Genomic DNA, 25203 nt, shown 5'->3' with positions numbered 1-25203 from the left:
CCGGAAATCCTCCAACCGATCCGACCACCGCAACCCCCCACGCGCCACCGCACCGAACCGCAAATGCACACCCTCCACCCGCGGCGAATACACAAAAATCTCGAACCGCGGACGCGGCTGCGGCAGCAGGTCGATACGCTGTGGGTCGAATTTGAGCGACAGGCACCGCGGCGCGGTTCCGGCGGCGTCCCGACGGAAATGATTGGTGCGCAGGGTCGCCGAGATGAGCGCGAGGAATGCGCGCAGGATGCGGTCGGCGTCGAGACTGACCACCGCGTCGATTTCGGCCTCCAGCCTGCGCGAGATATCCGCGGCCGGCTCGGCGGAGTCCGAATTCACTCGTTCGGGATCGAAATAGGCCTCGAACAGTTCGGTGAAACCGCGCGCCATCATCGGATTGGCCAGCAGCACGCGGGCGATACTGTCCTTGGTGTAGGCGAAACGCGCCTGCTGCAGGTACTTCGCGTAGGCGCGCAACACGACGACCTGGCGCCAGTTCAGACCCGCCCGCAACACCAGCTCGTTGAGGCCGTCGACCTCGGCGTCACCGAACCACATGGATGATACGGCAGCGGAGAAGCGGGCCGCCACGCCGTGCTCGGCGTCCGCGCCGCTGTCCAGGTTCGCTTCCAGCTCCGGATCGAGCGCGTTGCGCAGCAGGGCCGGCGGGACCCGCAGCGCGAAATCGTAGATCCAGCGCTGCCTACCGTCGGGCAGAACCAGCTGGTAGGGACGCTCGTCGACCATTTCGACACCCAGGCTGTGCAGCACGGGCAGCACCCGGCTCAGTGAGACGCCCGCACCCGCAACGTACAGGGTGAACCGCCACTCGCCAGGGGGCGAGCCCGCGTTGCGGTAGACACTGGTGTCGATATCGCCTTCGGCGAGCGCATCGAGGCGGCGCAGTTCGGCCAGCGCCCGCTCCGGCTCGAACTCCTGCTGGTAGCTCACCGGGAACGCGGAGGCGTAATCGGTGGCCACCGTACGCGAAATACCCGAATCCCCCGCCGCGGCAGCAATCAGCCGATCCGCCCAGGTGCGGGTGGTGGCAAACAAGATTTCCTGAATGCGTTCGCGGTTCGCCTCCGACAGATCGGCCGGGCTCGCGCCCGCACCGCGATACACGGTGAAGTAGGCGACAGCCAACTCCGATTCGGTGACGCGAGCCGAATAACCGATCCGCTCGCCGCCGAACTCGTTCAGCAGGATGTCCTGCATCCGCAGCCGAACCTGACTGGAGTAACGATCGTTCGGCATGTACACCAGGCAGTACACTGCGCCGCTGCGCGCGTCCTGTCGCAGGAACAGCCGGATCTGGCGGCGCAATCCCAGATTGATGACTGCGGACACGGTTTCGAACAGTCTGCGCGCGTCGGTGGAGAACAGCTCCGCACGCGGGAACGTCTGCATCACTTCCAGCATCGCCTGACCGGAGAACGAGTTCAGTTCGAAGCCTGCCCATTCGATCACCTGGTGTACCCGCCGGGCGATGACCGGGATATCGAGGATGTTCTCGTGCAGCGCGGTCACGGTGAAGGTGCCGACGAACACGTGCTCACCCCGCACCTGCGCGACGGTATCACCGGAAGCCCCCGCACCGCCCGGGTCGGTAGTGGCGTATTCGGCGACGCTCACGAAGTACAGGTCGGGCGCGCCCGGAATCAGCGAATCCACCGACCCGTTCGCCAGCCGCAGCACCGGGCGCTTCGGCCCGAGCACCGGGACCTGGACATCGGCGCTCGCCCCGTCGCGCAGAACACCGAGCCCGGTTCCGGGCACCGGCCACAGCGCCAGTTCGGCATCGGCGGTCGGGGCGGTCCTGCGCAATCGAAAATCGCTGTAGCCGAGCACGGTGAAATGCCCGTCGGCCAGCCAGCGCAGCAGTTCGGCACTTTCGGTGATCTCGGCATCGGCGGCCCATTCCGCGGCGCGGTCCAGCCGTTCGGCGACCGAAACCAGTGCCTGGACCATCGCCGGGGTGTCCTCGTCGACGGAACGCAGATCCTCGAGCAGTTGCGGCAGCGCCTGTTCGATCCGGTCGAGTACTTCTTCCGGCACCGAGGGTGCCAGCTGCACGTGGATCCACGATTCGGCAAGGCTGTCACCGTCGACGCGGCCACGGTCCTCACCGGTGCGGGGCGCGATCTCACGCAGCTGCCCCGCGGCGTCGCGCACCACGTCGAATACCGGGTGCACTACCTCGGCGACGTCGGCACCCAGCCGGCTCAGCGCCGAGGTGACCGAATCGACGAGCAGCGGCATATCGTCGTTGACGATCTGAATCGCCGCCCCCAGATCGCCTCCGTCGCTGGGCCGGTAGACCTTGGTCGACACCGTGCCCGGCGCTCGCTCGGCGGCCAGCTCCAGATGGTGGCGCAGGATGCGCTCGGCGCGGTCGGTGCTCGCCCATGCGGCCGAGTCTGCTTGGATCCAACGAAAATACGCTGCCTCCAGATCAGTAGGATCACCTCGGAACCGCTTCGCCGAAACCGTGTCCTGAGTCGTAGTCACCTTGATCCGCGCCTTCCCGCACTGTGTTCTGCTCGTCCCCCCGACCCTCCTCGACTGTACCTGTTTAGTGTGCCGTTGTATAGCGGTACGTTAAATCTGAGCAAACGGCCCGCAGGGCTACTACCAGGTATTCGTCGCCGAGAGCCGACTCACTGCAACAAACCCGAGCGCGCCAGGAAGGCCCGCGCGCCCGATTGCCCCGTGAACGATCCGGTGTCCACCCGCAACCCGCTCCGGGTATCGGCGAAAAGCACTGTGGCCGAGGCACTGACCGCCGCGAACACCGCACCGTCGGAGACAACGGTACCCGCCGACGAGCGCCACTGCTGGACCGTCTGGGCGAGCCGGCCGCCCGAAACGAGCTGAACCTGGAAGCTCAACTCGCGACCGCCGGTGATTCCACCGGACAGCAGCGGGTCACCCGCCGCAATCACACAGGTGTCGACACCGGTACCGGAGGAGTGCGGCCTGCACGCAGCGGTGTTGCGCAGTGCAGCGGGCAGCGCCTCGACGGCACTGCCCGCAGGCTGTCCCGGTGCGCCGACCGCACCCAATCCCCCGGGACCACCGAGATCCGGCATCGAGACCGAACAGGAGCGGATCACCAGAACCCCCAGCAGCACCAGAACAACCATGCCCGCGGCCACAGCCTGCCACTGCCAGCGTGGATAACCACGTGGCACAGCTGCTTCCACCTGCGACAGCAGACGCGCCTTTCCAGCCGCCAGACCGGTAGGCGAACTATCCGCCTGCTGCGTCGCCGACGGCTCGGCCTGCCTCACCTGCGCGGCGCTCGCAGGGGAGACCGGATCAGCCGGTGCCGCAACCGTATTCGGCAGCGGCGCGCCGCAATGACCGCAACGCCCGCTCCCCCCGGGTTCGCGTTGCCCGCAGTACTGGCAGGTCGCACCGGTCACGGGAACACCTCCGGCATATCGGCAGCCCTCATTCCTGCCCGGTGATGACAATCGAGGAGATGGCCACGGCGTTGGTCGAGGGGTCGCCTGCCGATTTCAGAATCGTGAGCACGATTTCGGATGTGGTAATGGGGGGATCTATCTCGGTGACGACCAGCGTCCGCTGATCCAGCGTGTCTTGGGTATAGATCTTCTTGTTGTCGAACTGGTAGGAAACCCGGCTCACCGTACGGAACTTCGTCCACTGATCGGTGCCTTCGCTGTCCACGTGATCCCAGCCGGGGACGATGCCGATGGAATCGATCTCATACTCCTTGTCGAGCGTGATCCGCAGCACCTGGCCGTCCACCCGGTACGCGCGCACACACTGCCATGCCTTGCCCGGTTCGCCGCTGAAGGCGTCCATCCCGTCCGTGCTGCCCGGTGGGCAGTGCGACTCGGCCGAGGCCACCTCGATCCGGCTGCTGGTTTCCTCCGGTGACGGATCCTGCGGTGCCGGGGTGGGCGGCAGTTGGGACACCGCGAGCGGCTGGCTGTCCGCGTTATCCTTGCCACCGGTGGTGATGAGCAGCACCAGAATCAGCACCGCTACGATGACCCCCACCGTCAACGCCACCTTCGGCTTCTTCAGCTCGGTGACCGCCCCACGCGCCATCTGCTCGATCGACGCGCGTTTGCCCGAGGTGGCTGGCGTGGCAGGTTCCGGTTCCGGCTGCTCGGCCGACCGGGCGGCCCGCTCCCCCGAGGTGTTCAGCCGGGAGGCCGCGAGCTCAGAATAGTCGGAGGAGAAATCCGCAGCGGGACCACGATCGGGAGCCTGCCCGCTGAGCAGCGCATTGATCCGCTCGCTTGCCGAAGGTCCCGTCGACGTCCGCCGTGGTCTTTCCTGGACCTCGGGCGCCGGCATCGACACCGGGTCCGGCGCCGGTAGGTCGAACGAAACGTCGGTGTCACCGGTGCCGACGGCGTCGACGGTGCCGGTCGGCGCAGATACGCCGACGCTGCTCGGCTGCTCCGCTTCGACGTTACCGCCGGAGGACCCGAAGACGGGATCGGACAGCAGCGCGTCCAGAACCGCCCCACGATGGCGGAGAAAAACGTCTCCCGGATCGTCCTCGGGCATGCTGCGATGCTATCGGCGGCCGGTCAGCGCAGGCCCGGCGCTATTCCCGGCACCGAGAACACCCGTCAGCGCTTCCGCTCCTCGGTGACGAAATATTCCGGCGGCACATCGAATACCCGGGCCAGCGCGATGATCAGGTCCAGCCTCGGTATCGCGTCCCCGTGGATGAGCCGGTACAAGCCCGACTGCGAGACCGGGACGTCCGGGTACGCCAGTTCCAAGTGCTGCGCCAGCGAATAGAGTGTGAGCGAGCGCGTCGAACCGTCCTCGGTCGATACGACGGATTCGGCGATCAGTTCCGACAGCCGACTGGAGAAGATCGATGCCGCTGCTTGCCGCGGCGTCAGCTCGTCCCCACCGTCCTGGTGATGGAAACTGCCGCTTTCCGGCTGGGAGTCCGTTACCACGGTAAACGACCCTACCGTTAGCCCCGGTCAGCCGACGCGAGGGCTATCGTTCCGGTCGACCGGGCGCGTCGGCGCGGACGTAATCGGCGGCGGCGCCACCGGCGGCGGCGCATCGGCGAAATCGAAGTACCTGGTCTCACCGCGCGGTTCGATCAGCTCGACCCGAACCTTACGCATCGGGATACTCACATCCACCGCGGTCGGGCTGACCTGGTCGATCGCCAGGTCCACCGACCGGCGGCGGGGACCACCGGGATCGGTCACCGCCACTGTCGTCGGCGCGGCCGACCCTCGCGGCGGCAGTTGATCGAATACCGCGATCGTGGCCTCCTCGCCCGTCCCCGCACCGACGGTGTCGTCGACCAACCGCAGCGAGCGCGGGTCGCCGACCGCGGAAACCAACTGCTGCCAGCGCTCCGGTCTGCTGGTGTACACCTCCACATCCGCTCCGACGACGGTGGCACGCAAGACGATCTGCTGCGCGACAGGCAGCGTGGCGTGCACATCAATCGTGCGCCTGCGCGGGTTGTAGGGCGCCGGATCGAACAACGGAAGAGCCAGGGTATGCCGTGGCTGCCCGCTGATCGAGCCCAGGATCTGGCCGTTCGGGCCGATCGCGATTGTGAGTTGCGCACGCAGTTCTTCCGGCGCGGTATCGGTGCCCTTGTCGGCGGGCGGCAGCGCGCGCACCGAGGTGGCCGTCGGCAGCGTGGCCCGCAACGCGGTCGTCTGCCTGCCCGGTAGCTTACGCAGGTAATCCGGAAGTGAACCCGTCATCGCCGGGCCGACGTAGCGGACCAGCGCGCGCGGCCCCTCCGCACCGCCGGTCAAGCTCACCACCAGGGTCGTGCGACCGTTGTTCCAGGTCCAGCAGTCGTCCAAGCCCATCTCGTCGAGCTGCGACCAGTCGATGCCGAAGCTGGTGACGAAGCGGCCGGGCACCGGCGTCTGCAGACAGCTCCAGGTCTCCCGCAGTTCCGATAGTTCGACACCGGCATGGAGTACCCGGATGGCATTGGTCATCGCATCGGCGGGCAGCGCATGCGCGGAGATACCGCGCTCCCGCAGCCGCCCGGCGATACGGTGCGCCGCCGTGGCCAAGGCCTTGGGCGCGACCACCTCACACACCCCGCGCCGCGACAGCACGGACAGATTGCGCTCCTGGTCCAGCCGGACCACCAGCCAGGTCAACCGGTTGCCGACCACCGGATGCGAACCGATCAACTGGTCGTAGAGCATGCTGTAGCTGCCTGCAGGCCGGACCCGCTGACCGGTGGTCACGATATCGATATCGACCGCGACCCCGTAGTGGTCGAGCATCGGCACCAACGCCTCGACCGGCACCGTGTCCTCGGTGTAGATGGTCTGTTCGGCAATGACCGTCGGCAGGTCCAGGTTCGGGGCGAGCTGGATCATCGCGACCAGCGTGGTCCCGTCCTCCTGCACCCCGCAGATCCCCGCGGCCACCTCGACGTCACGCACCCGTGCCGGGCTCGTCAGTTCCTGCTGCCGCCCGGTACGGCCGAACCGGTATTCCGCCCAGTCGAGCAACCACCGCACCGGCGTGCGGCCATAGACGCGAACGACCACCACGGCGAGCAATGTCACGCCCACGATCGCGCCCACCCACCAGGGTGCACGCGCCGACAAACCGGCCAGCACCACACTGCCTCCGATCACGGCACCAGCGAACGGGCCGCGTTCGACACCTGCGACCCGAGTACTCGGAACGGTCACCGCTGCCTCCGGATCGCGGCACCCGTATAGCCCGCGCCCAGGATCACAGCGGCAACGATGACCACCGCCGCCGTCACACCGGGGCGGTTATCCTTGGCGCGCGGTGGTTCGGGCAGTTCGAGCTCCATGGGTTGGAACAACCCGGCAGGCGGTTTCGGCGGTGTCCGGTAGCTCAATGCGGCCAGCGGATCGATCATGCCCGCGCCTACTGTGTTGTCGATGCCGCGGGCCGGTTCATGCGCGCTCGCCTGCAGCCGAGCACTGATCTCGGCAGGGGTCTCGTTGGGGAACCGCGAGCGCAGCAGCGCCGCGACGCCCGCCACATAGGCGGCCGCGAAAGACGATCCACCGACCGGAACCAGTTTGCCCGGTTCGCCGACGCCGTTGATCAAGCCCCCGCCGCCCGGCCCCAGCGATTCGATGCCGGTCCCCGGGGCCGACACCGAAACCCACGGGCCGGTCAGCGATTCATCGGTTATCTCGCCCTTCGCCGTAGTGAAACCGACAGTGAGCACGGCGGGGCTGTACCATCCCGGCACCGAGATCGTCTTGACGTGTTCCCAGTTGCGCGGGTCCCAGGTACGGCTCGGATCTATCCCCGGGTTCTGCTGGCAACCGTTGCTTCCCGCGTTGCCTGCGCCGGCAACGATCAATGCACCGCGAACGTGGACTGCGTGACCGATAGCAGCCGCGAGCATGGACTGATCCACCTGCTTCTCGACGTCGACACACACGGGTAACGGCACGACGATCACGCCCGCGCCCAGGTTGGCCGCGTGGGTGATCGCCCGTGCCATGGCCCGGATCTGCATCGCCCGCTGCTGCAACTCGTCGTACTGCTGCGCACCGTCGAGACGGAAGGCGCCCGAACGGTAGCGGATGGAAAGGATTCTGGCCTCCGGTGCGACACCGGTGAAGCCGTCGGCCGGATCGGAGGTCGCACCGATGATGCCGGCGACGAGTGTTCCGTGAGCGTCGCAATCGGCCAGCCCGTCACCGCCCGCGGTCACGTAATCGCCGCCTCCGGCCAAACCGGGTAGCCGGCGGTTCGGGGACACACCGGTGTCCACGACAGCGACGGTCACCCCCGCACCACGGCTCAGTGCCCGCGCGCGGTCGAGGTCGAGCGCCAATTCCGCGGGCGGCACCCGGGAAAGATCGCTGTCGCGCAGCACACCGGCCGCCACACAGCCCTTGTCCTGCACGGTCGGCACCTCCGGCCCCGGCGGGTCGTCCGGTGGCGGCGGTCCGACCACCACATCCGGCGGCGACACCGCATTCGCCGGGCCGGCGGCGGTGAGCACCAGCAGCGCGGTCAACGCCGTGACAACGGCCTTGCCGAACGTCATCACAGCCCTCGCATCGCCGTATAGATCCCCATGATCCAGAACGCGATAACCGGCACGACCAGAATGAGCGCGTACTCCACCAGGTCGATGACCCGGCGGGTGACCGGTGTCAACCGTTTGGGCGGCAGCCGAAGCGCCGCAACGCATCCCGCGCACGCGATGAGGGCAACGATGAGCACAACGGACAGTCGTGCGAACGGCGTTCCGTAGGCGCCGACCAGGACACCCGCTATACCGAGCACGGTGATAACTGCTCCGGCGATCAGCGCGATCGCCTGCACCCGGTCCGGATACCAGCGCGACCGCATCGACAGGATCCCCGCCACCGCCGTGCCCATGACGATCTCCCGTATCCCGCCGGGACTCACCGCGGCACAGATGACCGTCGCCACCGCCAACAGCGACGAAATCGCCACGATCAACCCGCGCAAACTGGTCACCGCGAGCCGGGCCTGGCTTTCGATACCGATTTCGTGCTGCCGCCGTCGCCGTTCGGCGTCCGCGGATTGCTCCGCGTCCTGGTCGACGTCGCGTGCGGCTTCGGCATCGAAGATATCGGTGAGCGTGGCGGGCGCCACCTCGGTTCCCGGGTCGGGCAGGTCCGGCGGCCGGATACGCGCGATCACGACCGCGAGCCGTGGCGCCAGCGTCAACAGCACCAGCGCGACGAAAACGGCACCCCCTGCCACCTGACGCACCGCCAGGTCCAGGTAGGTCAAGGGCAGCAGCGCACAGGTCGCGGTGATCCCGAGGACGGTTACCGCCATCAATGTGGCGATACCGAAACGAGCCACCCGGATCATCGTGACCGCGGCGACCGCGGCGACCACGGCCCCCGCGGCGAGGTTGGCGGGGGCGAACGGCCCCGGCTCACTGTAGGCAGGAGGCACCAGCATTGCGCTACCCGCGAACAACAGGGGTAGGGCCGACAGGGTCAACCCGAGCGTCAAACGTGTTCCTCCGGTGCGGCGCACCGCCACCGCGGCACCCCAGCAGATCATGCCGAGCAGCAACGCGGGCAACCCACACCACAGCACCGAGCCGGTCTCGGTCCACACCAGCGACAGCATGGTCGCGATACCGAGCGAACCGATCCCCAGAACGCTCAGGCCGACCACGGCGGCGGTATCGGGGTCGAATTCGGCGAATTCCCGTTCGTTGATCAGGGCGAGCGCGTCGGTGACGTCCTCGACCACCGGTGTGAACACTTCGGCCGATTCCACCGCCGACAGCATCAACACCGTGCCGTCGACGATGTCGTGATCGTCCAAGCTCCGCCACCGCGGTATCGGGGGCTCGCCGGGCCTTGCCAGACTCCACTGGCCGTTGGGGGGCGTGAAATCGACGTTGTCGTCGTTGATCGCCGCGGCCAGCACGGAGAGCAGATCATCGATGAAGGTCTCGATCGTGAACTTGGTCGGCACCACCACGTCGACCTGATAGCTGGCCACCATGACCGCTATCCGCGCCCGCGGTACCTCCGCCGAGGCCTGTCCGACCGTGGATGACGGCGGCGTCTGGACAGCCGTCACCGGAAGCCTCCGCGGTCACCCGACACCGACTGGCCGCCGGGCCCGAACCCGGGGAAGTTGTCCGCGAGTCCGGCCGCGAGCTCCTCGAAGGCCAACGCTGTGTCCTTGTCCAGCAGCCGCAGATCGATCTCGCCGCCTTCGGACAGATGCGCGTCGTAAGGGATTTCGCAGGTGGGCCGCTGAGCTGTCGCGAACAGTTTCTCGATCGCCGAGACCTCCACGGTGGGTTTGGACGGCTGATGATGGACGATCGCCACCACCGAGTTCGCTATCAAATGATCGAACCCGTGCGAACTCAGCCAGTTCAGGGTGGCCACGGCACCGGTCACACCACCGACCGTGGCCGGAGTGACCACCACGACAGCGTCACTGGTCCGCAACACCGTATTGGTCGCCGAGTCCAGCACACCGGTCCCGCAATCGACCAGCAGCAGATTGTAGTGGCGGCGCAGGATTTCCACCCCGGTGGTGTATTCGGTTCCGGTCAACGCTTCGGTGGCATCGGTGTTCCACGGTGAGGCGATCACGGCCAGGTCGGCCGCATTGACCGAGGTATAGGCGTGCACCGCCGAAAAGGCGTCCAGGCGCTGCTGTGCCTGCGCCAGATCGCGCAGGGTCAACCCATAGGGATGTCGTGCGGTGCGGGTGGACAGATCACCGAAATCGGGGTTGGCGTCGATCGCGATAACGCGGTCGGGGCGCAGGCTCGCGAAGGTCGAACCGAGAGCAGCGGCCGTGGTCGTCCGGCCCACACCGCCCTTCACGCTGATCACCGCGATCTGATACGTGGTGGTCAGCTGACGTCGGATACGGTTGCGCCGCTCCTCGGCGCGCTGTTCGGCCGGCGAAAGGCCGAGCTTGAAGCCGACCTTGTTCAGTGCACCGCGCACCCCGTTGTTCGAGAGCAGATGTGCCTGCCGGACCGCGGCGATATCGGCCAGCAGTTCCACCGACGACAGTGCGGGGGGCAAGACTTCGACCCTGGGCGACGGCTCGTAGCCGACGCGCTCGATCCGGCCGGGTACCCGGGCAGGCTCGGCATTGGCGGCGGCGGGGCCGTTCCCGTGCGTATAAGGGCCATGGTTCGCGGCAGGCGGTTCGTAGGCTGCCTGCTGCTGTGCGACAGGCTGTCCGGTCGTGGCTGCCTGCGCTTCCGGTCGTACCGTCCCGGTGTCCGCGGACGATTGTGGCCGCGCCGCGGGCTCAGCGGCCGGTACGGCCTGATTCGGTGGGGTGGCCGACCCGCTCGGAGCAGACGCACTCGCGCTGTTGTTCCCTCCGAGGGAACCGGGCAGTGACGGACTGCGTGGGGGTTCGGGCGCCGATATCGGCCCTGCGGTGTTCCCATCGCGCTGGACGCCCTCACGCGGCGGTGGACTAGACGGCTCCGCAGGGGAGGCTCCGCGCACACCCTGTTCCGGCGGTCGCGGGTAGCCGCCGGTCTTTTCACTCTCGGTGACAGCGGCTTCCGAGCGTTCCTCGATCTGGGTGAAGTACGCGTCGTATCCACTGCGCGCCAACGTCGCCTCGGTCGAATGTCCGTTCGTGATCGGTGCTCGGTTCATATCGTCGTCCTCTCGAAAACGCCGGGACGTCAGCCGACCCGCGAGGTGTCGAACCAGCTGCGGCTGGGTAGCAGTTCGACCAGAGCGTTGATACTCGCCTGCAGCGCTGCGTCGTCACCGGGTCGATAGGTCGACCAGATCTGTCCGTCCATTGCCACGCTCGGTACCGCCACCATCCTCCCTGACAGAGTATCCAAGACTCCGACAGCCGCCGGAGTATGAATCGACCCTGATCCCCCGTCCCGGTGTTCGCACATGAGCACTTCGGCACGTCGCAGCACTTCACCGGCCACCCGGGTGATCACGTTCGCGGTATGTGGCGCCGCACCGAGTTCGCGCAGGATCTGCCTGCACTCGTCCGCATCCGCGGGCAGCTCGGCCAATTCGTCCAGGGTGGCCGAAAACGGCTCGAACTGCAGTGCTGTGGCCGGCCCCAGGGCCGAACGCAGCGCCGCACCGACGGTATCGAGTTGCCTGCCCTCGTGGAACACCGCCTGGATGACGACATGGTCGTCGTACCGGACAGCCAGCACATGCTGTTCGCCCCTGCGCACCAGCGACATTCGCAGCATCCCGGTGGCGTGCTCGCCGTCGCTGAAGTCCACGATCCGGACAACGAGTTCGGTGTCCGGGCGATAGAGACACTGCAGCCACTCGACGACCCGCGGATGCACGGTGTCGCCGTCGAGCACACCCGCTTCCACGAGCTGCTCGCGCACAACCGCGTGCACCCTTCTGGCGTCCTCCTCAGCGAAGATATTCGGCTCCAAGGCCAAAACCATCGGATATGAGTCGATGCCGACCATGTCCTTCAGGACAAGGGCGGCATCGACATTCAGATCGACGGCAACCGGGTCGGTTTCCACAGATTCCTCAGCAACGTAGTCTCGATACTTCTCGGCAGCTGGAGGTAAAAATTCTACCGTGGCCGAGGTCGGTCCGAAAACTACTGGATGGCAAGGAACCGTGCAGCTTGGGCCATGTCGGTATCCTTGACCGTACCGGCGGAGCCACCGGTAGCTTCGATCGCACCCCGCAAGGTGTTGAGCGCCGTCCTGAATTCCGCCAAATCCGTCTTGAGCTGGGCCACTTTCGGAAGCCCTTCGCTGGCGGCGTTACCGGTGAACGATTCCTCCAGCGGTTTGAACAGACTCTGCAGATGAGCGTTGCTTTCTTCGAAAGCATTGAGAATGCCCATGATGGTCATGTTGGACGTGTCGACGCCCTCGTAATTTACATGGATACCATCGCCAGTGCTTACCATTTAAATCATTCCTTTGTCGAAAATTCCAGAATCAGAATGGACAGATTTGCCCTGGTGACTTTCGCCCCCAGGCGGCCGTCACCTACTACCAGGTCCCGGTGTCGATTGCACCGTTGTTACCGAGCGAAGCGGCACGCACCTGTTGCGCGGCATCGATGTTCACGTTACTGAAAGCAGCACCGGACTGTTTCAGAACGGTGAGGATCTCGTCCATCGTCTTCACGATCTTGCTGCCCTTGTCGTGGGCATCCTGCATCGCGACCTGGATAGTGTCACCCAGCCCCTTGCTCTGCACGTGGGCCTGGAACTCGTCCTTGGCGTTGTACCACCCCCGCAGATAGCCCTCGTACTCACCCTGGACCGCGGTTGCGTAGTCTGCTACTGAAACGATCTGGGTGGTATCACCTGACAGTGGAGTGCCCATAGTCTTTTCCTCTTCCGGTTGTCTTGGCTTCGGCCCCGGTCGGTCTACCGGGGACGTTCTGTTATGGCGGGTTCGGTCTCTTCATCGAACCGGTCGAGCACGCCTACGAGCAGTTCCTCGGGCGCCTCGTCTTCCCGCTGGTCGTCATCGTCGTATTCGATGACCCCGATCGCCGGTGGCCGTTCGAGCACCGGCACTTCATATGCCTCGCCCGGAACGAACACCTTGCCGGGCTTGTCGTTCTCCTCCTCCTTACGCCGGCGCCGCATGCGCGCGGTGGGTGCGCTCACCCCACGCCGCGGTGCACTGTTGCCGACCGGTGCGCTGGTGGTGGTTCCGGTGCCTGCCCCGAAAGCAGTGCCTGTGCCGGGGGTCCAGTTGGCCGGCATCCGGAACCCGGTCGCCGCCCCGGACATGCTCCCCAGACCGCCGCCGACCATGCCGAGGGCAACCATGCTGCCCATACCACCGGTCATTCCGGCGAGAGTCGTGGAGTAGGGGGACGTGCCGAGCAGGTGTTCCTGTCCCAGCAGCTCGTGGCCTTCACCGTTGTAGCCGCCGAAGTCGGACGCCGACTGATCGAACGGCTGCATGGCTCGCTCCAGCTCGGACATCCCCTGATCGGCGACCGATTGCCCTGCCTCCGATGGTGATTGCACGACATCAGTCGGTGACTGACCCACCTCCGATGGTGTCTGGACGGAGTCCGGGGTGGACTGACCGACGTCCGGGCTACCGGTCGAGTCGGGACCGACCGGCGAATTCGGCCCGATGGAGTCGACAGCCGAGGGAGGCGGGGGTGTCGGGCCATCGTTGATCAGGTTGGTGTGCGAACCAGGATCACGTGAGAGGCTCGGGGCCCCTCCGGTAGTGATCTGCGGCGGAGGCACCGACTCCGGGATACCCGCAACCAGCATCGATGTGGCCATATCGTAGGCCGACATGACCATCCCGGCGCGTACCCGCATCATCTGCCATTCGGCCTCGGCCTCCTGATAGGACGCCATCGCCAATGGACCGATCACGGGGCCCGCCCCGACCAGGCTCGCGCTCGCGGCGCGCCTGGCGATATTGGCCAGCAACTCCGCCAGCGAGGGAACACCTTTGTCCGCGAAGGCGAACGCGTCCGCCCCACCCTCCGCGACCACCGCCATCTGGTCGGCGACAACGGACTGCTGGCGGAGCCAGTCGGCATGGCGGCGGAAAGCAGCCCTGGCCTTGTTTCCCGCCTCGCCTCGCCAGGAGACCTCCGAATTGGTCATGGCCCCGGACGAGCCTTCTGCGGCCAGTCTGAGCCCGTCCGCCATCGCCTTGTAACCGCTCGCGGCCATCCGCAGCGGGCCGTCGCCTCCACCGGCCATCAGGTCGAGCCGATGCTTCAACGGCGACATCGCGATATAGCTGAACGCGGTGCCGATCATGCCGAGCGGAGCAAGGTTCACCATGGCGGCCGCCTCCTATGTCACACGGAGAAGGTATTGGTACAGGCGACGCCCGCGCCGCTCGCGACATCCTCTGTCATGTAGTCGACGCTCACCGGAACATAGACATCCGCGCCCTGCTGCAGAATCTCGGTTCCGTGCACCGCGTCGATGAAGATTCCCGGCCGGGCCCTGGACACCTCGCGGAAGATTCGCATACTCGGAATGTCGGCGCCTGCGGGGATCGGAGTCGATAGCGCGGCTGCCTCCCCCAGCACTGCAGTCAACGCGGTCCGAGTCACACCCAGCTGGGCACAGATGGCGGGGAGATCGGCGGGAAAGACGGTGGTCGGTTCACTCGGCATCGAAGTCTCCAATCGAACGGTACAACCCGAATCGAGTAGTACGAGTGAAACTTTAAGCTATCACCAATCCTGGGAATATGCTTCGAATGCCTCGGTAGCAGCTCACGTCTCGGGCAGGTGCGCGGCCTGGACCAGGTCTTTTCGAGAATGCAAGGGTTCGGCCAGGATCCCCCGCCCCGGCGGCTGTTTCGTCGCACGGACATCGCCGACCAGCACACCGTCCAACTTCGTACCGTCCATGATCAGGCCGGAGCAGTTCAGATTCTTGATCTGGCCCATGACGCTGTCGTACAAAGCAGAGTCGGCTTGTGCGATATTCCGCGCCGCGATGATGTGCAGCCCGGTGTCGCGCGCGTCGACGATGATCTCCTTCAGCGGTTCCAGCGGATTGAGCTGCCCGCGCTGGGCGACCATATGGTAGTCGTCGATCACGACGAAGATCTCCGGGCCGCTCCACCAGGAGCGTTCTTTGAGCTGCTGTGAGGTCACGTTGGCCGGCGCCCGCCTGCTGCGCATCTTCTCGACGAATCCGGGCAGACTGTTCGCCACGTCCTGGCTGGTGGTCAGGTACCCGATCAGCATCTCGTCGGGAACAACATCCATATGCCTGCGCCGGTAGTCGATCAGGACCACCCGGGCTTGGTCCGGGGTGAACCGTGTGGTGATGCTCGTCAGGAACGCGTCGATCACCGTCGATTTACCGCAACCGGTCGAGCCGAGCACCAGGAAATGCGGCGAGACATTGAAATCGATGCTTGCCGGTCCCAGATCCGATTCGCGCAGCCCGAAGGGCAATGCGAGTTTTTCGGCGAGCGTGGTCGGTTCGGGGATAGTCGCGAGGATTTCCGCCAGCTCGATCTGATGCGGCAACAACCGCACCTCCGGCGCGCGTCGACCCGCGTATTTGTCGGTCAATTGAGCGATCGCCGCCCCCGAGCCCTGAGAGAGGGTCTCGGGATTGCTGTCCCCGTCGGCACGCGGTAGTGCCGTGAGCATGTGCAACCCGTCGGTGGAGACACAACGACCAGGACGGTCCGGCGGAATTGCGCCGACGACATTGCGGTGAGTGGTGAAGACGGTATCGGTGAGATCGCCCAGCCGCATCTCCAGACGGGTCTGGATCATATCCTTGATCGCCGGGCGTATTGCGGCCCAGCGGGAACTGCTGATCACCAGGTGCAGACCGTAGTTGATGCCCTGCACCGCGAGAGCTTCTACGGACGAGAAGTAGTCGTCGTAATACGGTCCGGTGGGCGTGAAACCGACATCCCAGCCGTCGATAACCAGGAATACGTCACCGTAGATATCGCCCCTGGCGCTGAGCTCCGCCGAAGTTTCGGGCGCCGCGCGGCGTCGCCGGAAATCACGCATCGAATCAATCCCCAGTTCCGCGAACAAGTTCTGTCGCAGCTGGAGCAAATTGTTGATCAACGCGAATGTCCGGCGTATCCGGTCGCCGTCTCGCGTGGCACCGATCGACCCGACGTGGGGCAATCCGCGCAACCCGGACAGACCGCCGGAGAAATCCAGGCAGTAGAACTGCACCTGCTCAGGAGTGTGGGTCAGCGCCGCCGACATCACCAGCGTCTGCAGGGCAGTGGACTTTCCGGACTGGGGCCCACCGATAACGGCCATATGGCCGCCCGCACCCGACAGATCCACCGCCCAGACGTCCTGACGCTGCTGGCGCGGTTTGTCCACGATCGCCACCGGCACCTGCAGTGCGCCCGGCTGCACCGAGGCCACCAGACGATCGAGGGTGGGCGGAGTATTCAACGGCGGCAACCACATCTTGTGTGCCGGCCTGCCGTGCCGCGTGAACTGCTGCAGTACCGTCTCCATGACGGTCACCGGTTCGCCCTCCGTGTTCACCTCCGGCTCGACCGTCCGAACCTGCTCGACGACGGGAGCGGGGCGCATCTCGGGAATATAGGCCGCCGTGAAGGTCTGCGGTGGCCGGTAACCGCCACCAGGCCTACGTGCCCGCTGCGCGCTCACCGAGGAAGTCTGCGTCGGCGGAACGTACGGGCCACCCACGTACGCGGCCTGGAACCGCTGCAGATCGCCCGCGCCCACCCGCAGATAGCCTGCGCCGGGCTTCTTCGGCAGGTGGTAGGCGTCAGCGGTGCCGATAGCATCACGCGAGTCGCTGGTCTGGTTGGTTCGCAGAGCGATGCGGTACGACAGGTGCGCCTCCAGCTCGCCCATCCGGTTCGCCGGAACCTTCTGTGAGGACAACAGCAGGTGGATACGCAGCGACCGGCCGAGGCGGCCGATGGCGACGAAGAGCTTCGCGAATCCCGGATGCTGCTCGAGCAGTTCGGCGAACTCGTCCAGCACGATCAACAGGGTCGGCAGCGGATCCAGTTGCGCGCCCTGTTCGCGGGCCCGTTCGTAATCGGCGACGTTCGCGAAATTACCTGCCTCGCGCAGGATCCGCTGCCGCCGTGCCATCTCACCGTTGATGACGTCTTCCATACGGGTGACGAGGTCGGCTTCTTCTTCCATGTTGGTGACGACCGCGGTCACATGGGACAGGCGGTCGAACCCGAGGAACGTCGCGCCACCTTTGAAGTCGACGAGCAGCAAGTTCAGCACGTCCGGTGAATGCTGGGCGATCGCCGACAGCACCAGGGTGCGCAGGAATTCCGATTTGCCGGAACCGGTGGCACCGATGCACATACCGTGCGGGCCCATACCTTCTTCGGCCGATTCCTTGATATCGAGGTAGACGATCTGGCCTGCCGGATCATGACCGAACGGGATGTTGAGCCGATTGCGGTCGCTGTCCCTCCGCCGCGGCCACTGCAGGTCGACGCGGATATCACCCGGGTCGGCGATACCGATCATTTCCTCCCATGAGGTGCCGCCGCTGGCCTGTTCGGCTGCCACGGCCTCGACGACAGTGGACAGCCGGTACGGTGAGATGCTGCGCGACAGCGCGGTGACCGAGGGCACCGACATGGCGTCGGCAACACCGACGCGGCGCGTTCCGCGCGAGGTGATCTCGTTGAGGGTGCGGTCGTCGCCGACAGTGAATTTCAATGCTCGCGGCAGCGAGTGTTCCGCCGAACCGAGCCGCAACCAGGTGCAACCATCGATACCGGAAATATCGCGTTCGTTCGCGGCCCCACCCACATCGACGAGCAGCACGAAATGTTTGCGGTCCAGCGCGGGCTCGCTGTTTGCCGAGAACGGACCGCGATTCAGCCCGGCCAGTACCTTGGCCCGGAGTTCGGCGACAGTGCGGTACACCATCCGGCTCGATCCGATCGCATCGGTATCGCTGGCGTGCTGGGTATGCGGCAGCCATTTGAGCCAGGCCCAGTGGGGCGCGTCGGGATCGCTGAGCACCGCGGCGATGGCGACTTGATCCGGGCCGTGCAGGACGACGATTTCGGCGAGCATTGCCCGCACCAGGGCAACCGCGGCGTCCGGATCTCCTTCGATGCCGACCAGGGGCGCCGACAGCAGATTGATGGCGACCGGCATCCCGCCGACCGTGGAGTAGGCCTTGGCGAACCTGGTCAGCTCGACGACGCCCACCGGGTCGAGATCGGAAGTCGGCGCGGCCTCGGGCACGATGACCCGCACCTGGTTCGCGATCCGCCCCCGTCCCATCCGCACCCGCAGGAACTGAGGGCTGGCGACCTGGACCTCCCACATGCGCTTACCGCCCACCAAACGAGCGATCGCTGCGGGACCGGGATGGGTGTATTGCAGGTACTCGAACAGTTCGGCTTCGGCCTGATGGACGGTCTCCCGGTTGTCGCGAATACTGCGCAGATAGTCTTTGCGTTCCTCGTTCAACCCGGCCGCGGTGTTGTTCGCCCCGCCTGCACCGCCCAGCTGTCCGCCGAGCATGCCGAACATCGAGACGACCATCATCAGCGGGAACATGAGCATCATCGGCGACATGGCCCGGCCACCGCTGAACATCATGGCCAACATCCCGAGCATCGCCGCGATCATGATGACCGGCATGATCATCTTGAGTCTGGACGGTGGGACCGGCCGGGGCAGTTCGGTTGGCGGCTGCAGGCGCAATTCGGTGACGGCAGGGGCTTTGGGGCCACGAACCATTCGCGCGGGCCGCACGAACCGACGCACAGTGGTCACGGCTAGCCCCCCATTCCGACGCCGGCCATATTCGGCGGAATACCGTCGTGCAGAATGAGCGCGTCCTCCTTGGACAACGGGGGTCCGACTGCAAACAGCGACACGATGCTCCACGGCGCCGGTATCGGTCTGCTCAAGCCCAACGACCGCAACACTCGCTCCAGATCACCCTTGCCATCGGTATCCACCGCGATCCCGTAACGCACCCCGCTGTCGGAGATCCAGTACAGCGATTCACGCAGCGGCGAGCCCGGCTCGGCACCGGTGACCTGGACGAACTTCCCGCTGGTTCGCGGCAGGTAAGCCGCATCGGCCGTGTTACCGTTCGAGGCGGGCGCGGTCACCAGGCCTACCGTTCGTTCCTGTTCTTCCCTGGCCAGCGGGAGTTGCCTGCCCACAAGCAACCTGGTCCTGGCCTTGGGGTCGGTATCATCGCGCGACCAGTGATAGCAGGTGACCCCCAGGGTGCCCGGATCGAGAATATCCACCGGCTGGGACGGGTAGGTCGCCGTTCCCGGCCAGTCGCCAGGACGCAGATTCGCCGACAGCACATCGGGGCCGATGGTGGTCGTGGCCACAGAACCGTGCGAGTCGGCGTTACGGACCATGGCTGCCAGGACCGGGCTGATCCGCACCAGACCCGAACGCGACGCCAGATAATACGACGCGCCGCGGTCCGGGTTGGACACCGTGAGCACCGAACCGATGACCACGTCCAGTGCGGGCTTCAACGTGACGGTTTGGCCCGCGTCGGGGACAGCGGGAACCCGCAACGGCGGCGCTTCCGGGATGGCGTCGATCAGGCCCTTCGAGGCCGCGACCACGGGAGCTGTCGCATCGATGCCGAGGGCGAGCATAACCGGTGAGTCGGCGAGGTCGATCTCCGCACGCACCAGCCCCTGTGCGGGGTCGAGGTACACCAGCCAGGTCGTCTTGTTGCCACGCAACAGCCTGGCTTCCGAACCGGTCAACTCCCGGATAGCATCGTCGTCGACGGTCAGCGGCCCGCCGATCGCGGTCGTTCGCAAGGCCGAGCGGGACAGGGTGGGCAGGCCGGTCTGGGGGTGCAAAGGCGCGGACGCGCCAGTCCGCGCGGTATCGCAGACCGCCCAGGAGGAATCCCGTTTCTTGTCGTCGGCGATCTGCCCCGGCGCACCGGGAATGCCCACCCATGGACCACGCGGATACTTGGCCAGTTCATCACGTGACACCTCGACCGGTTTATCGGCCGAGCCCGTAATGAGATGCGCGGAAGTGAGATTCAGCGCGGGATGCAACCGGTCCCCGATCCGGACGTACAGCGCGCCGGTGTCCTTTTCCGCGACGATCCTCGAATTACCCACCGGCTTGGCAGGTTTGAAGAACGCGAGTATGGCCGCGCCCGCGATTCCGATACAGGCCAGGGCGACCCCGACGGCCAGGGCGGTCGAGCGGCCACGCTGTGGGTCGTCGATCATCGAGGCGTCGCGCCGTACCAGGGCGTGTTCGATTCGATGTAACAGAAACCGCCAACCCGATACCTGGTGTTTGGTCACCACCCGGAAGCGTGCCACCGGTGTTCGTTCCTTCCGCCGACCTCGGCCACAACCTAATCGTGGCGTCACCCAAGCCTGCCCGGAGCTGTTCCCAGAATCGGGAACAGCTCCTGTTCAGCGTGGCAGCGCTACTGCGACTGCGGCGCCAGCCCCGACAGCGCCGCGCTCACATCGAAGGCGTCGACCGTCATCAACTCTTCGTTGGACAACGACGCGACATCGACGTTGCCGCGGGTGAATCGGTAATCACGCTCGGCCTCGGCTGCCTCTACGACGTTCCGCACGAAACGGCCGTTACCGGCCAGGTCGATGAGCCGCCTGCCGTTCTTGGTCTGTTGGGACAGGTCCTGGCACCGTTCTCGCAGCACCTCACGCGCCTGCTCGGAGAGGATCGAATCCTTGCCCTTGGCGATATGGTCGGCGATCTGCACCAGTTCGTCGGCATCGTAGCTGGCGAACCGGATCCGCTTGGTGAAGCGCGAGGCCAGGCCGTCGTTGGAGGCGAGGAACCGATCGATCTGATCTTCGTATCCCGCGATGATCACCACGAGTTTGTCACGGTCGTTTTCCATGCGCGCCAGCAGTGTGTCCACGGCCTCTTTACCGAACGCGTCCCCGCCCGAAAGCCCTTCCTGGATCAGGGTGTAGGCCTCGTCGATGAACAGCACCCCACCCAAAGCCGAATCGATCAGCGCATTCGTCTTGGGTGCGGTGTGGCCGAGGTGCGTGCCGACCATATCGTTCCGGGACACCTCGATGACCTCGGCATTGTCGACCACACCCAGGCCCGCGAAGATTTTGGCGATCACTCGGGCGATGGTGGTCTTACCGGTACCGGGCGGGCCGGAAAAGATCAGGTGGTTCGACCGCGAATCGACGGCGAGCCCGCGTTTGGCGCGCACCTGGTCCATGAGCACGCCCGATTTGAGCCGGTCCACCTGCTCCTTGACCGAATCCATCCCGATCTGGGACTGCAGCATTTCCGACGCTTCGGCCAGCAATGCTTCGCGCTCTTCACGGGCGGCGGTGGCTGCGAACTCCGCCGGGTCGTCGCCGGTCTTCGGATCCCATTTGTCGGTCCGGGAGTCGATGAGGGTCGGTGTGGTGACGGCGAGCTTGAAATTCTTGTCCCGGACCGCTCGCTGCCAGTCCGGCCGATCCTGCCAGAGACCGGATCCCTGCAAACCTTTGAGGATCTTGTCCGCAGACTCGTGATCGCCGTTCTGCCGCATGAGCATGCCGAGCAGATAGTGGGCGTCGGCCCAGATGTAGGACAGATTGCCCGAGGAGCTGTCCTCGACGATCCGCTGCGCACGCGGCATGGCCTCACCGAACCGGCCGAGGTGTGCCAGCGCTGTCGCGGTCATCAGTTCCGCGGCGATATCGAGCAGCCCGTCTTCGAGCATCGGCTTCCGGCCCCGGGCATCGATGACATCGGGCCAGCGTTCCGTGCGGTAGTACAGCGACATCCGGACGAAATCGGCGACATCGTCGCCGCGTACCTCGTCCAGAATCGCTGCGGCCTCCTGCCATTCACCCCCCTCGGCGTAGGAGCATGCCTGGGCGATGGAGATCTGGTCCCGGTCGGCCATGGCGACACGGAGACCGTACATACCGATCTCGACCTGGCACCACAGCGCGCGGTCGACCAACCCGGCCCGTTGCTGGTCTCGGTAGAGGTTGTGCACCGAGCGATACGCGCCGTAGATCACCTCCGAGCTGAGATCGCCCGCCATGGCACGTCCGAGCCAGGCGTCGCACATATCCGGATCGAGATCCGTGGCTGCTGTGAACGCCGCTCGCGCATTCTCTTCGTTGCGCACCCCACCGGCGACCAAGCCCAGACTTTGAACACCTGTGTAGAACGCGTCTTCGGCCGCTGACACCTCGGTTTTCCCTTCCGCCGATCCCGCTTGCGGGAAGCGTAGGGCACCGGAGGGATACGCAGCATGCAACCGTTTCCCACCTGGGGGAATAGCGGGGCTCTAACCGGTCCGGCACGGGCTTTTTACCGTTATCTAGCGGCACACCATTGAACGATCCGCCAGGCGGCGGTACAGTGTTGGGTAGGTCATCAGTCCCCTCATCCTGATGACCTATCCCTCAGCGACGGCCGGTGGCACAGCGAGCCCACCGGCCGTCGCGCATATCCGGCCCCGCCTGCAGACGCGCACCCCATCAGCAGGTGCGCACCCTCAGTTTTCGGATCGCGTAGCTTTCGGCGCTGCACCCGTATCGGGACGTTCCGGCGTGGCATCAACCGACACCGCCGGGCGCTGGCCGCCGGGCTCGGCGTCATCGGCCGCAGGCGACCCCTTCGCCGCCCACGGCGGACGCACCCGCTGCTCGGGTGCGGCGACCTCCTTGCTCGAAGGCGGCGGCGCGACCGCCTCCGGAGCGGACACTGCGGGCCTGGGCTGGGCATTTTCCCCGGCGACGTCCGGCTGCCGAGGGGCTTTCGACCACGGGGTACGGGCAACCGCAGCCGGGCGGGACGCATCGCGGCGCTCCTTTTTCCGAGCCGGTGGAGCCGACGGAGCCGATGGACGTTCGGCAGATCCGCCTGCACCACCGCGCCACGGTGACGAGGATGCGCCCGGCGCGCCGGCCGGCGTGGACGAGATCGGTGCACCCGGCTGCGGCGCGGCCACGCCCCCGCCGCCTGCGGCCGCACCGGATTCGCCTGCCTGAGTTCGATCCGGCGAAACAGCCTGGGCGGGATCGTGGAAGACGCCGGTGGAGCCGGACGAGGGGGCGGCAACCTCGGTCCTCCCTGCGGCAGTCGGGCTGTCGATGCCGGCACCGCGGCCCGTTGTCTCCGCTGCGCCCCGCTCGGGTACGGCACCCCGCTCGGCTACCGCACTGTCCGGAGACGCACCGGACACCCCGGGCATGCCGGGGGCTTTACCCCCGGCACCAGCATCGGCGGTGGGCGACCCGCCAACTGCTCGCGGTTCGCCGGATATCGGCTCACGCGGGGCAGGCGTGGTCGATCCGCCCGGACTGTCGGATGTCGGTCCGTCTGGAGCGGTAGGTGTCGCACCGGGTTCGGGAGAAATGCCGGGCGATAGTGTTCGCGGTGCCGATATCGGTTCGATGCCAGCGGGGTCCGAAGGCAACAGCGGGTGCCGCAACGGGGGAATATCGGGAGTCTGCGGAGACAGCGGCGCAAGAGTGTCCAACGGGCTGCGCATGGCTGGGACGTTGTTTCCTGGCGGGATCACACCGGTCGGGTCGTCGAACCCTGTCCGGGTTGTGAAATCCAACGCCGAGACATTGTCGGAGAAGTTCTTGGCGTGCTCCAGAATATCGTCGGCGTGCTTGTCCAGCACGTCGGCGTATCGCATGACCTCGTCGGGATCGATGGTCAGCGGCCCCGCCGAATTCGGACTCACGTCGAGCGCGTCGCTGGCCAGGTCGTACACAACCCCGTTGACCATATCCGCCACGGCCTGCTCCAGGGGCTCGATCGCCTTACCGAGCACCTCTGCGAGCACATAGGCGATCAACATCTCCTGCATCGCGCTGCACAGCCTGCGCGCGGCGAGGGCGAAGGTCTGCGCCAGCGCGGCAGAGGCGCCCCCCGTGGCCACCGCTGCCGCCATCGCTGTCATATACGCCGCAGCCAAAGCGGCCAGTTCGGCCAGCACCACCGCCTTGACAACCGTGATCACATCGGCAGCGACTTCCAGCGCGGTCGCCACGGCGCGGCACATCATGTCCAGCCGCTCCATATGCGAACTGCTCATCGACGCCCAGGCGGCGATCAGCGCTTGATAGGAGTAGCCGGAGTACACCGAGCCCATCTCGTTTATCGCACCGGTGGCCGACTCATGCGTTTGCTGGACGCTGTCGGCGAAGGTGCGGACATGTTCGGCGAGCGCCCGCACGTCGTCTTCGTTGATATCCGGGTAGGGAACGCCGAGGTAGTTGAGGAAAACCACCACTTCGCTCGGTATTTCGATGGGCATGACGACCGTTCAGAGAACTCTCACGACTACCGCATTACCTGGCATCTGCGACCATTTCACATGCGACCCACTGTAGGGCGCCTCGATCACCATGCCACCACCTGCAGCGAGCTGCACATGCTCCGGCCCGCGCGAGCTGAAGGAGTCGGCGGGAAAAACCAGATCACCGGGCCGCACGTCTCTGGGATGCACCCGCTCCCCGGCATAGATCTGCTCGTACGTGGTGCGCGGCAGGACCACCTCTCCATCAGTGGCCTGGGCGATCGCGTACTGAGTCAGACCGGAGCAGTCGAATCCTCCGCCACTCGGCCCGCCCGCGCCGCCGCCACCCCAGATATAGGGCGTGCCGAGCCAGGCATTCGCCGCGTTGACCGCCTTACCGCCCGCCGTTCTGTCCGAAGGCAGCCGCATCCTGCGCCGCGACCGCGGCATTCCCGCGGAGCGTGGGCGGTAGCGACGTCGCCGGCGCTGGCGACGAGGCGGTGGGGTCCGCGGGGAACGCGCAGCAGGCGCTACCGGCGGCATGATCCGCGCAGCTTGCTGCCGCGCGGCGTCGACATCGGCATTGACTTGCCTGGTGGCGTTGGTGATGGTGGTCTGGGCTGTATCGAGCAACGCGGGGCCGCTGAACCGGGTATCGGCGACTGCGGCGATGGCCTGGATACGGGTCTGGAAATCGGCGATGTGATTCTTCAGCTGCCCACGCCCCGCCACCGTCCCTGTGGCGGATTCGATAACCGTCTTGTGCACGAGACCGTCGCGATTGGCCTGGGAATCGACGACGGTGGTGTGCATGGTGCGAAGGTTGCCGTAACCGGTGGCACCCGAACCAGCCTGAGCTCGCAGATCATCTCTGATCTCCTGCTGCAGCGCTTTTGCCGCGCGTTCCGTCGGCTGCCCCGCGCCGTACAGTTCGAGCAGAGATTGCAATACACCGTTCAGATCGTCGTTCAAGGTAGGCAT

18 protein-coding genes are annotated in these 25203 nt (G+C 66.0%); all 18 read right to left on the bottom strand.

Translation table 11 applies throughout. From position 1 onward, the window contains the following. A partial coding sequence (locus B0T44_RS18525) for an NAD-glutamate dehydrogenase domain-containing protein (RefSeq protein ID WP_139347993.1) occupies positions 1–2511 on the bottom strand: 2511 nt, incomplete at its 3' end. Positions 2512–2660: 149 nt separating this feature from the next. Next, positions 2661–3428, bottom strand: coding sequence for a hypothetical protein (locus B0T44_RS18520; RefSeq protein ID WP_139347992.1), 768 nt, complete (start codon positions 3426–3428; stop codon positions 2661–2663). 28 nt (positions 3429–3456) lie between these two features. Then, positions 3457–4551, bottom strand: coding sequence for a hypothetical protein (locus B0T44_RS18515; RefSeq protein WP_077121104.1), 1095 nt, complete (start codon positions 4549–4551; stop codon positions 3457–3459). Between the two features lie 65 nt (positions 4552–4616). After that, on the bottom strand, positions 4617–4958 hold the full coding sequence (locus tag B0T44_RS18510; RefSeq protein ID WP_077121102.1) for a helix-turn-helix domain-containing protein: 342 nt from the start codon (positions 4956–4958) through the stop codon (positions 4617–4619). A 27-nt stretch (positions 4959–4985) separates the two neighbouring features. Next, positions 4986–6695, bottom strand: a complete 1710-nt coding sequence (gene eccE, locus B0T44_RS18505) for a type VII secretion protein EccE (protein WP_077121100.1) — start codon at positions 6693–6695, stop codon at positions 4986–4988. Continuing rightward, on the bottom strand, positions 6692–8044 hold the full coding sequence (gene mycP / locus B0T44_RS18500; protein ID WP_077121098.1) for a type VII secretion-associated serine protease mycosin: 1353 nt from the start codon (positions 8042–8044) through the stop codon (positions 6692–6694). Before mycP ends, eccE begins: the two co-directional genes overlap by 4 nt. Next, complete coding sequence (gene eccD, locus B0T44_RS18495; protein WP_077121095.1) at positions 8044–9576, bottom strand: type VII secretion integral membrane protein EccD; 1533 nt, start codon at positions 9574–9576, stop codon at positions 8044–8046. Before eccD ends, mycP begins: the two co-directional genes overlap by 1 nt. After that, positions 9573–11141, bottom strand: a complete 1569-nt coding sequence (locus B0T44_RS28120) for a MinD/ParA family ATP-binding protein (RefSeq protein WP_081512275.1) — start codon at positions 11139–11141, stop codon at positions 9573–9575. The genes eccD and B0T44_RS28120 overlap by 4 nt, the downstream gene beginning before the upstream one ends. 29 nt (positions 11142–11170) lie before the next feature. After that, positions 11171–12007 carry an ESX secretion-associated protein EspG gene (locus tag B0T44_RS18485; protein WP_077121093.1) on the bottom strand — a complete coding sequence of 279 codons (837 nt, stop codon included), beginning with the start codon at positions 12005–12007 and terminating at the stop codon, positions 11171–11173. Positions 12008–12087: 80 nt separating this feature from the next. Further along, positions 12088–12405, bottom strand: a complete 318-nt coding sequence (locus B0T44_RS18480) for a WXG100 family type VII secretion target (RefSeq protein WP_139347991.1) — start codon at positions 12403–12405, stop codon at positions 12088–12090. A gap of 85 nt (positions 12406–12490) precedes the next feature. Continuing rightward, complete coding sequence (locus tag B0T44_RS18475) at positions 12491–12829, bottom strand: hypothetical protein (protein ID WP_077121089.1); 339 nt, start codon at positions 12827–12829, stop codon at positions 12491–12493. Between the two features lie 44 nt (positions 12830–12873). Continuing rightward, positions 12874–14274: a PPE domain-containing protein gene (locus B0T44_RS18470; RefSeq protein ID WP_081512273.1), complete on the bottom strand. Its 1401-nt coding sequence runs from the start codon at positions 14272–14274 to the stop codon at positions 12874–12876. A 17-nt stretch (positions 14275–14291) separates the two neighbouring features. Further along, the gene (locus B0T44_RS18465) at positions 14292–14615 is read right to left on the bottom strand and encodes a hypothetical protein (protein ID WP_077121083.1); all 324 of its coding nucleotides are present in this window, start codon (positions 14613–14615) and stop codon (positions 14292–14294) included. 102 nt (positions 14616–14717) lie between these two features. Then, positions 14718–18734 carry a type VII secretion protein EccCa gene (gene eccCa / locus B0T44_RS18460; protein ID WP_081512272.1) on the bottom strand — a complete coding sequence of 1339 codons (4017 nt, stop codon included), beginning with the start codon at positions 18732–18734 and terminating at the stop codon, positions 14718–14720. Positions 18735–18736: 2 nt separating this feature from the next. Further along, positions 18737–20287, bottom strand: coding sequence for a type VII secretion protein EccB (eccB, locus tag B0T44_RS18455; protein WP_077121080.1), 1551 nt, complete (start codon positions 20285–20287; stop codon positions 18737–18739). A 110-nt stretch (positions 20288–20397) separates the two neighbouring features. Then, positions 20398–22155 (bottom strand): type VII secretion AAA-ATPase EccA, encoded by a 1758-nt coding sequence (gene eccA, locus B0T44_RS18450; RefSeq protein WP_077121077.1) that lies wholly within the window; start codon positions 22153–22155, stop codon positions 20398–20400. 309 nt (positions 22156–22464) lie between these two features. Continuing rightward, complete coding sequence (locus tag B0T44_RS18445; RefSeq protein ID WP_077121075.1) at positions 22465–24240, bottom strand: WXG100-like domain-containing protein; 1776 nt, start codon at positions 24238–24240, stop codon at positions 22465–22467. A gap of 9 nt (positions 24241–24249) precedes the next feature. Further along, positions 24250–25203 carry a C40 family peptidase gene (locus B0T44_RS18440; RefSeq protein ID WP_077121071.1) on the bottom strand — a complete coding sequence of 318 codons (954 nt, stop codon included), beginning with the start codon at positions 25201–25203 and terminating at the stop codon, positions 24250–24252.

Origin of the sequence: Nocardia donostiensis (assembly GCF_002081715.1) — a bacterium.
Lineage (GTDB): Bacteria > Actinomycetota > Actinomycetes > Mycobacteriales > Mycobacteriaceae > Nocardia > Nocardia donostiensis.
Note: the sequence above shows the minus strand (reverse complement) of the source record. Positions and strands in the feature narration are given on the sequence as shown.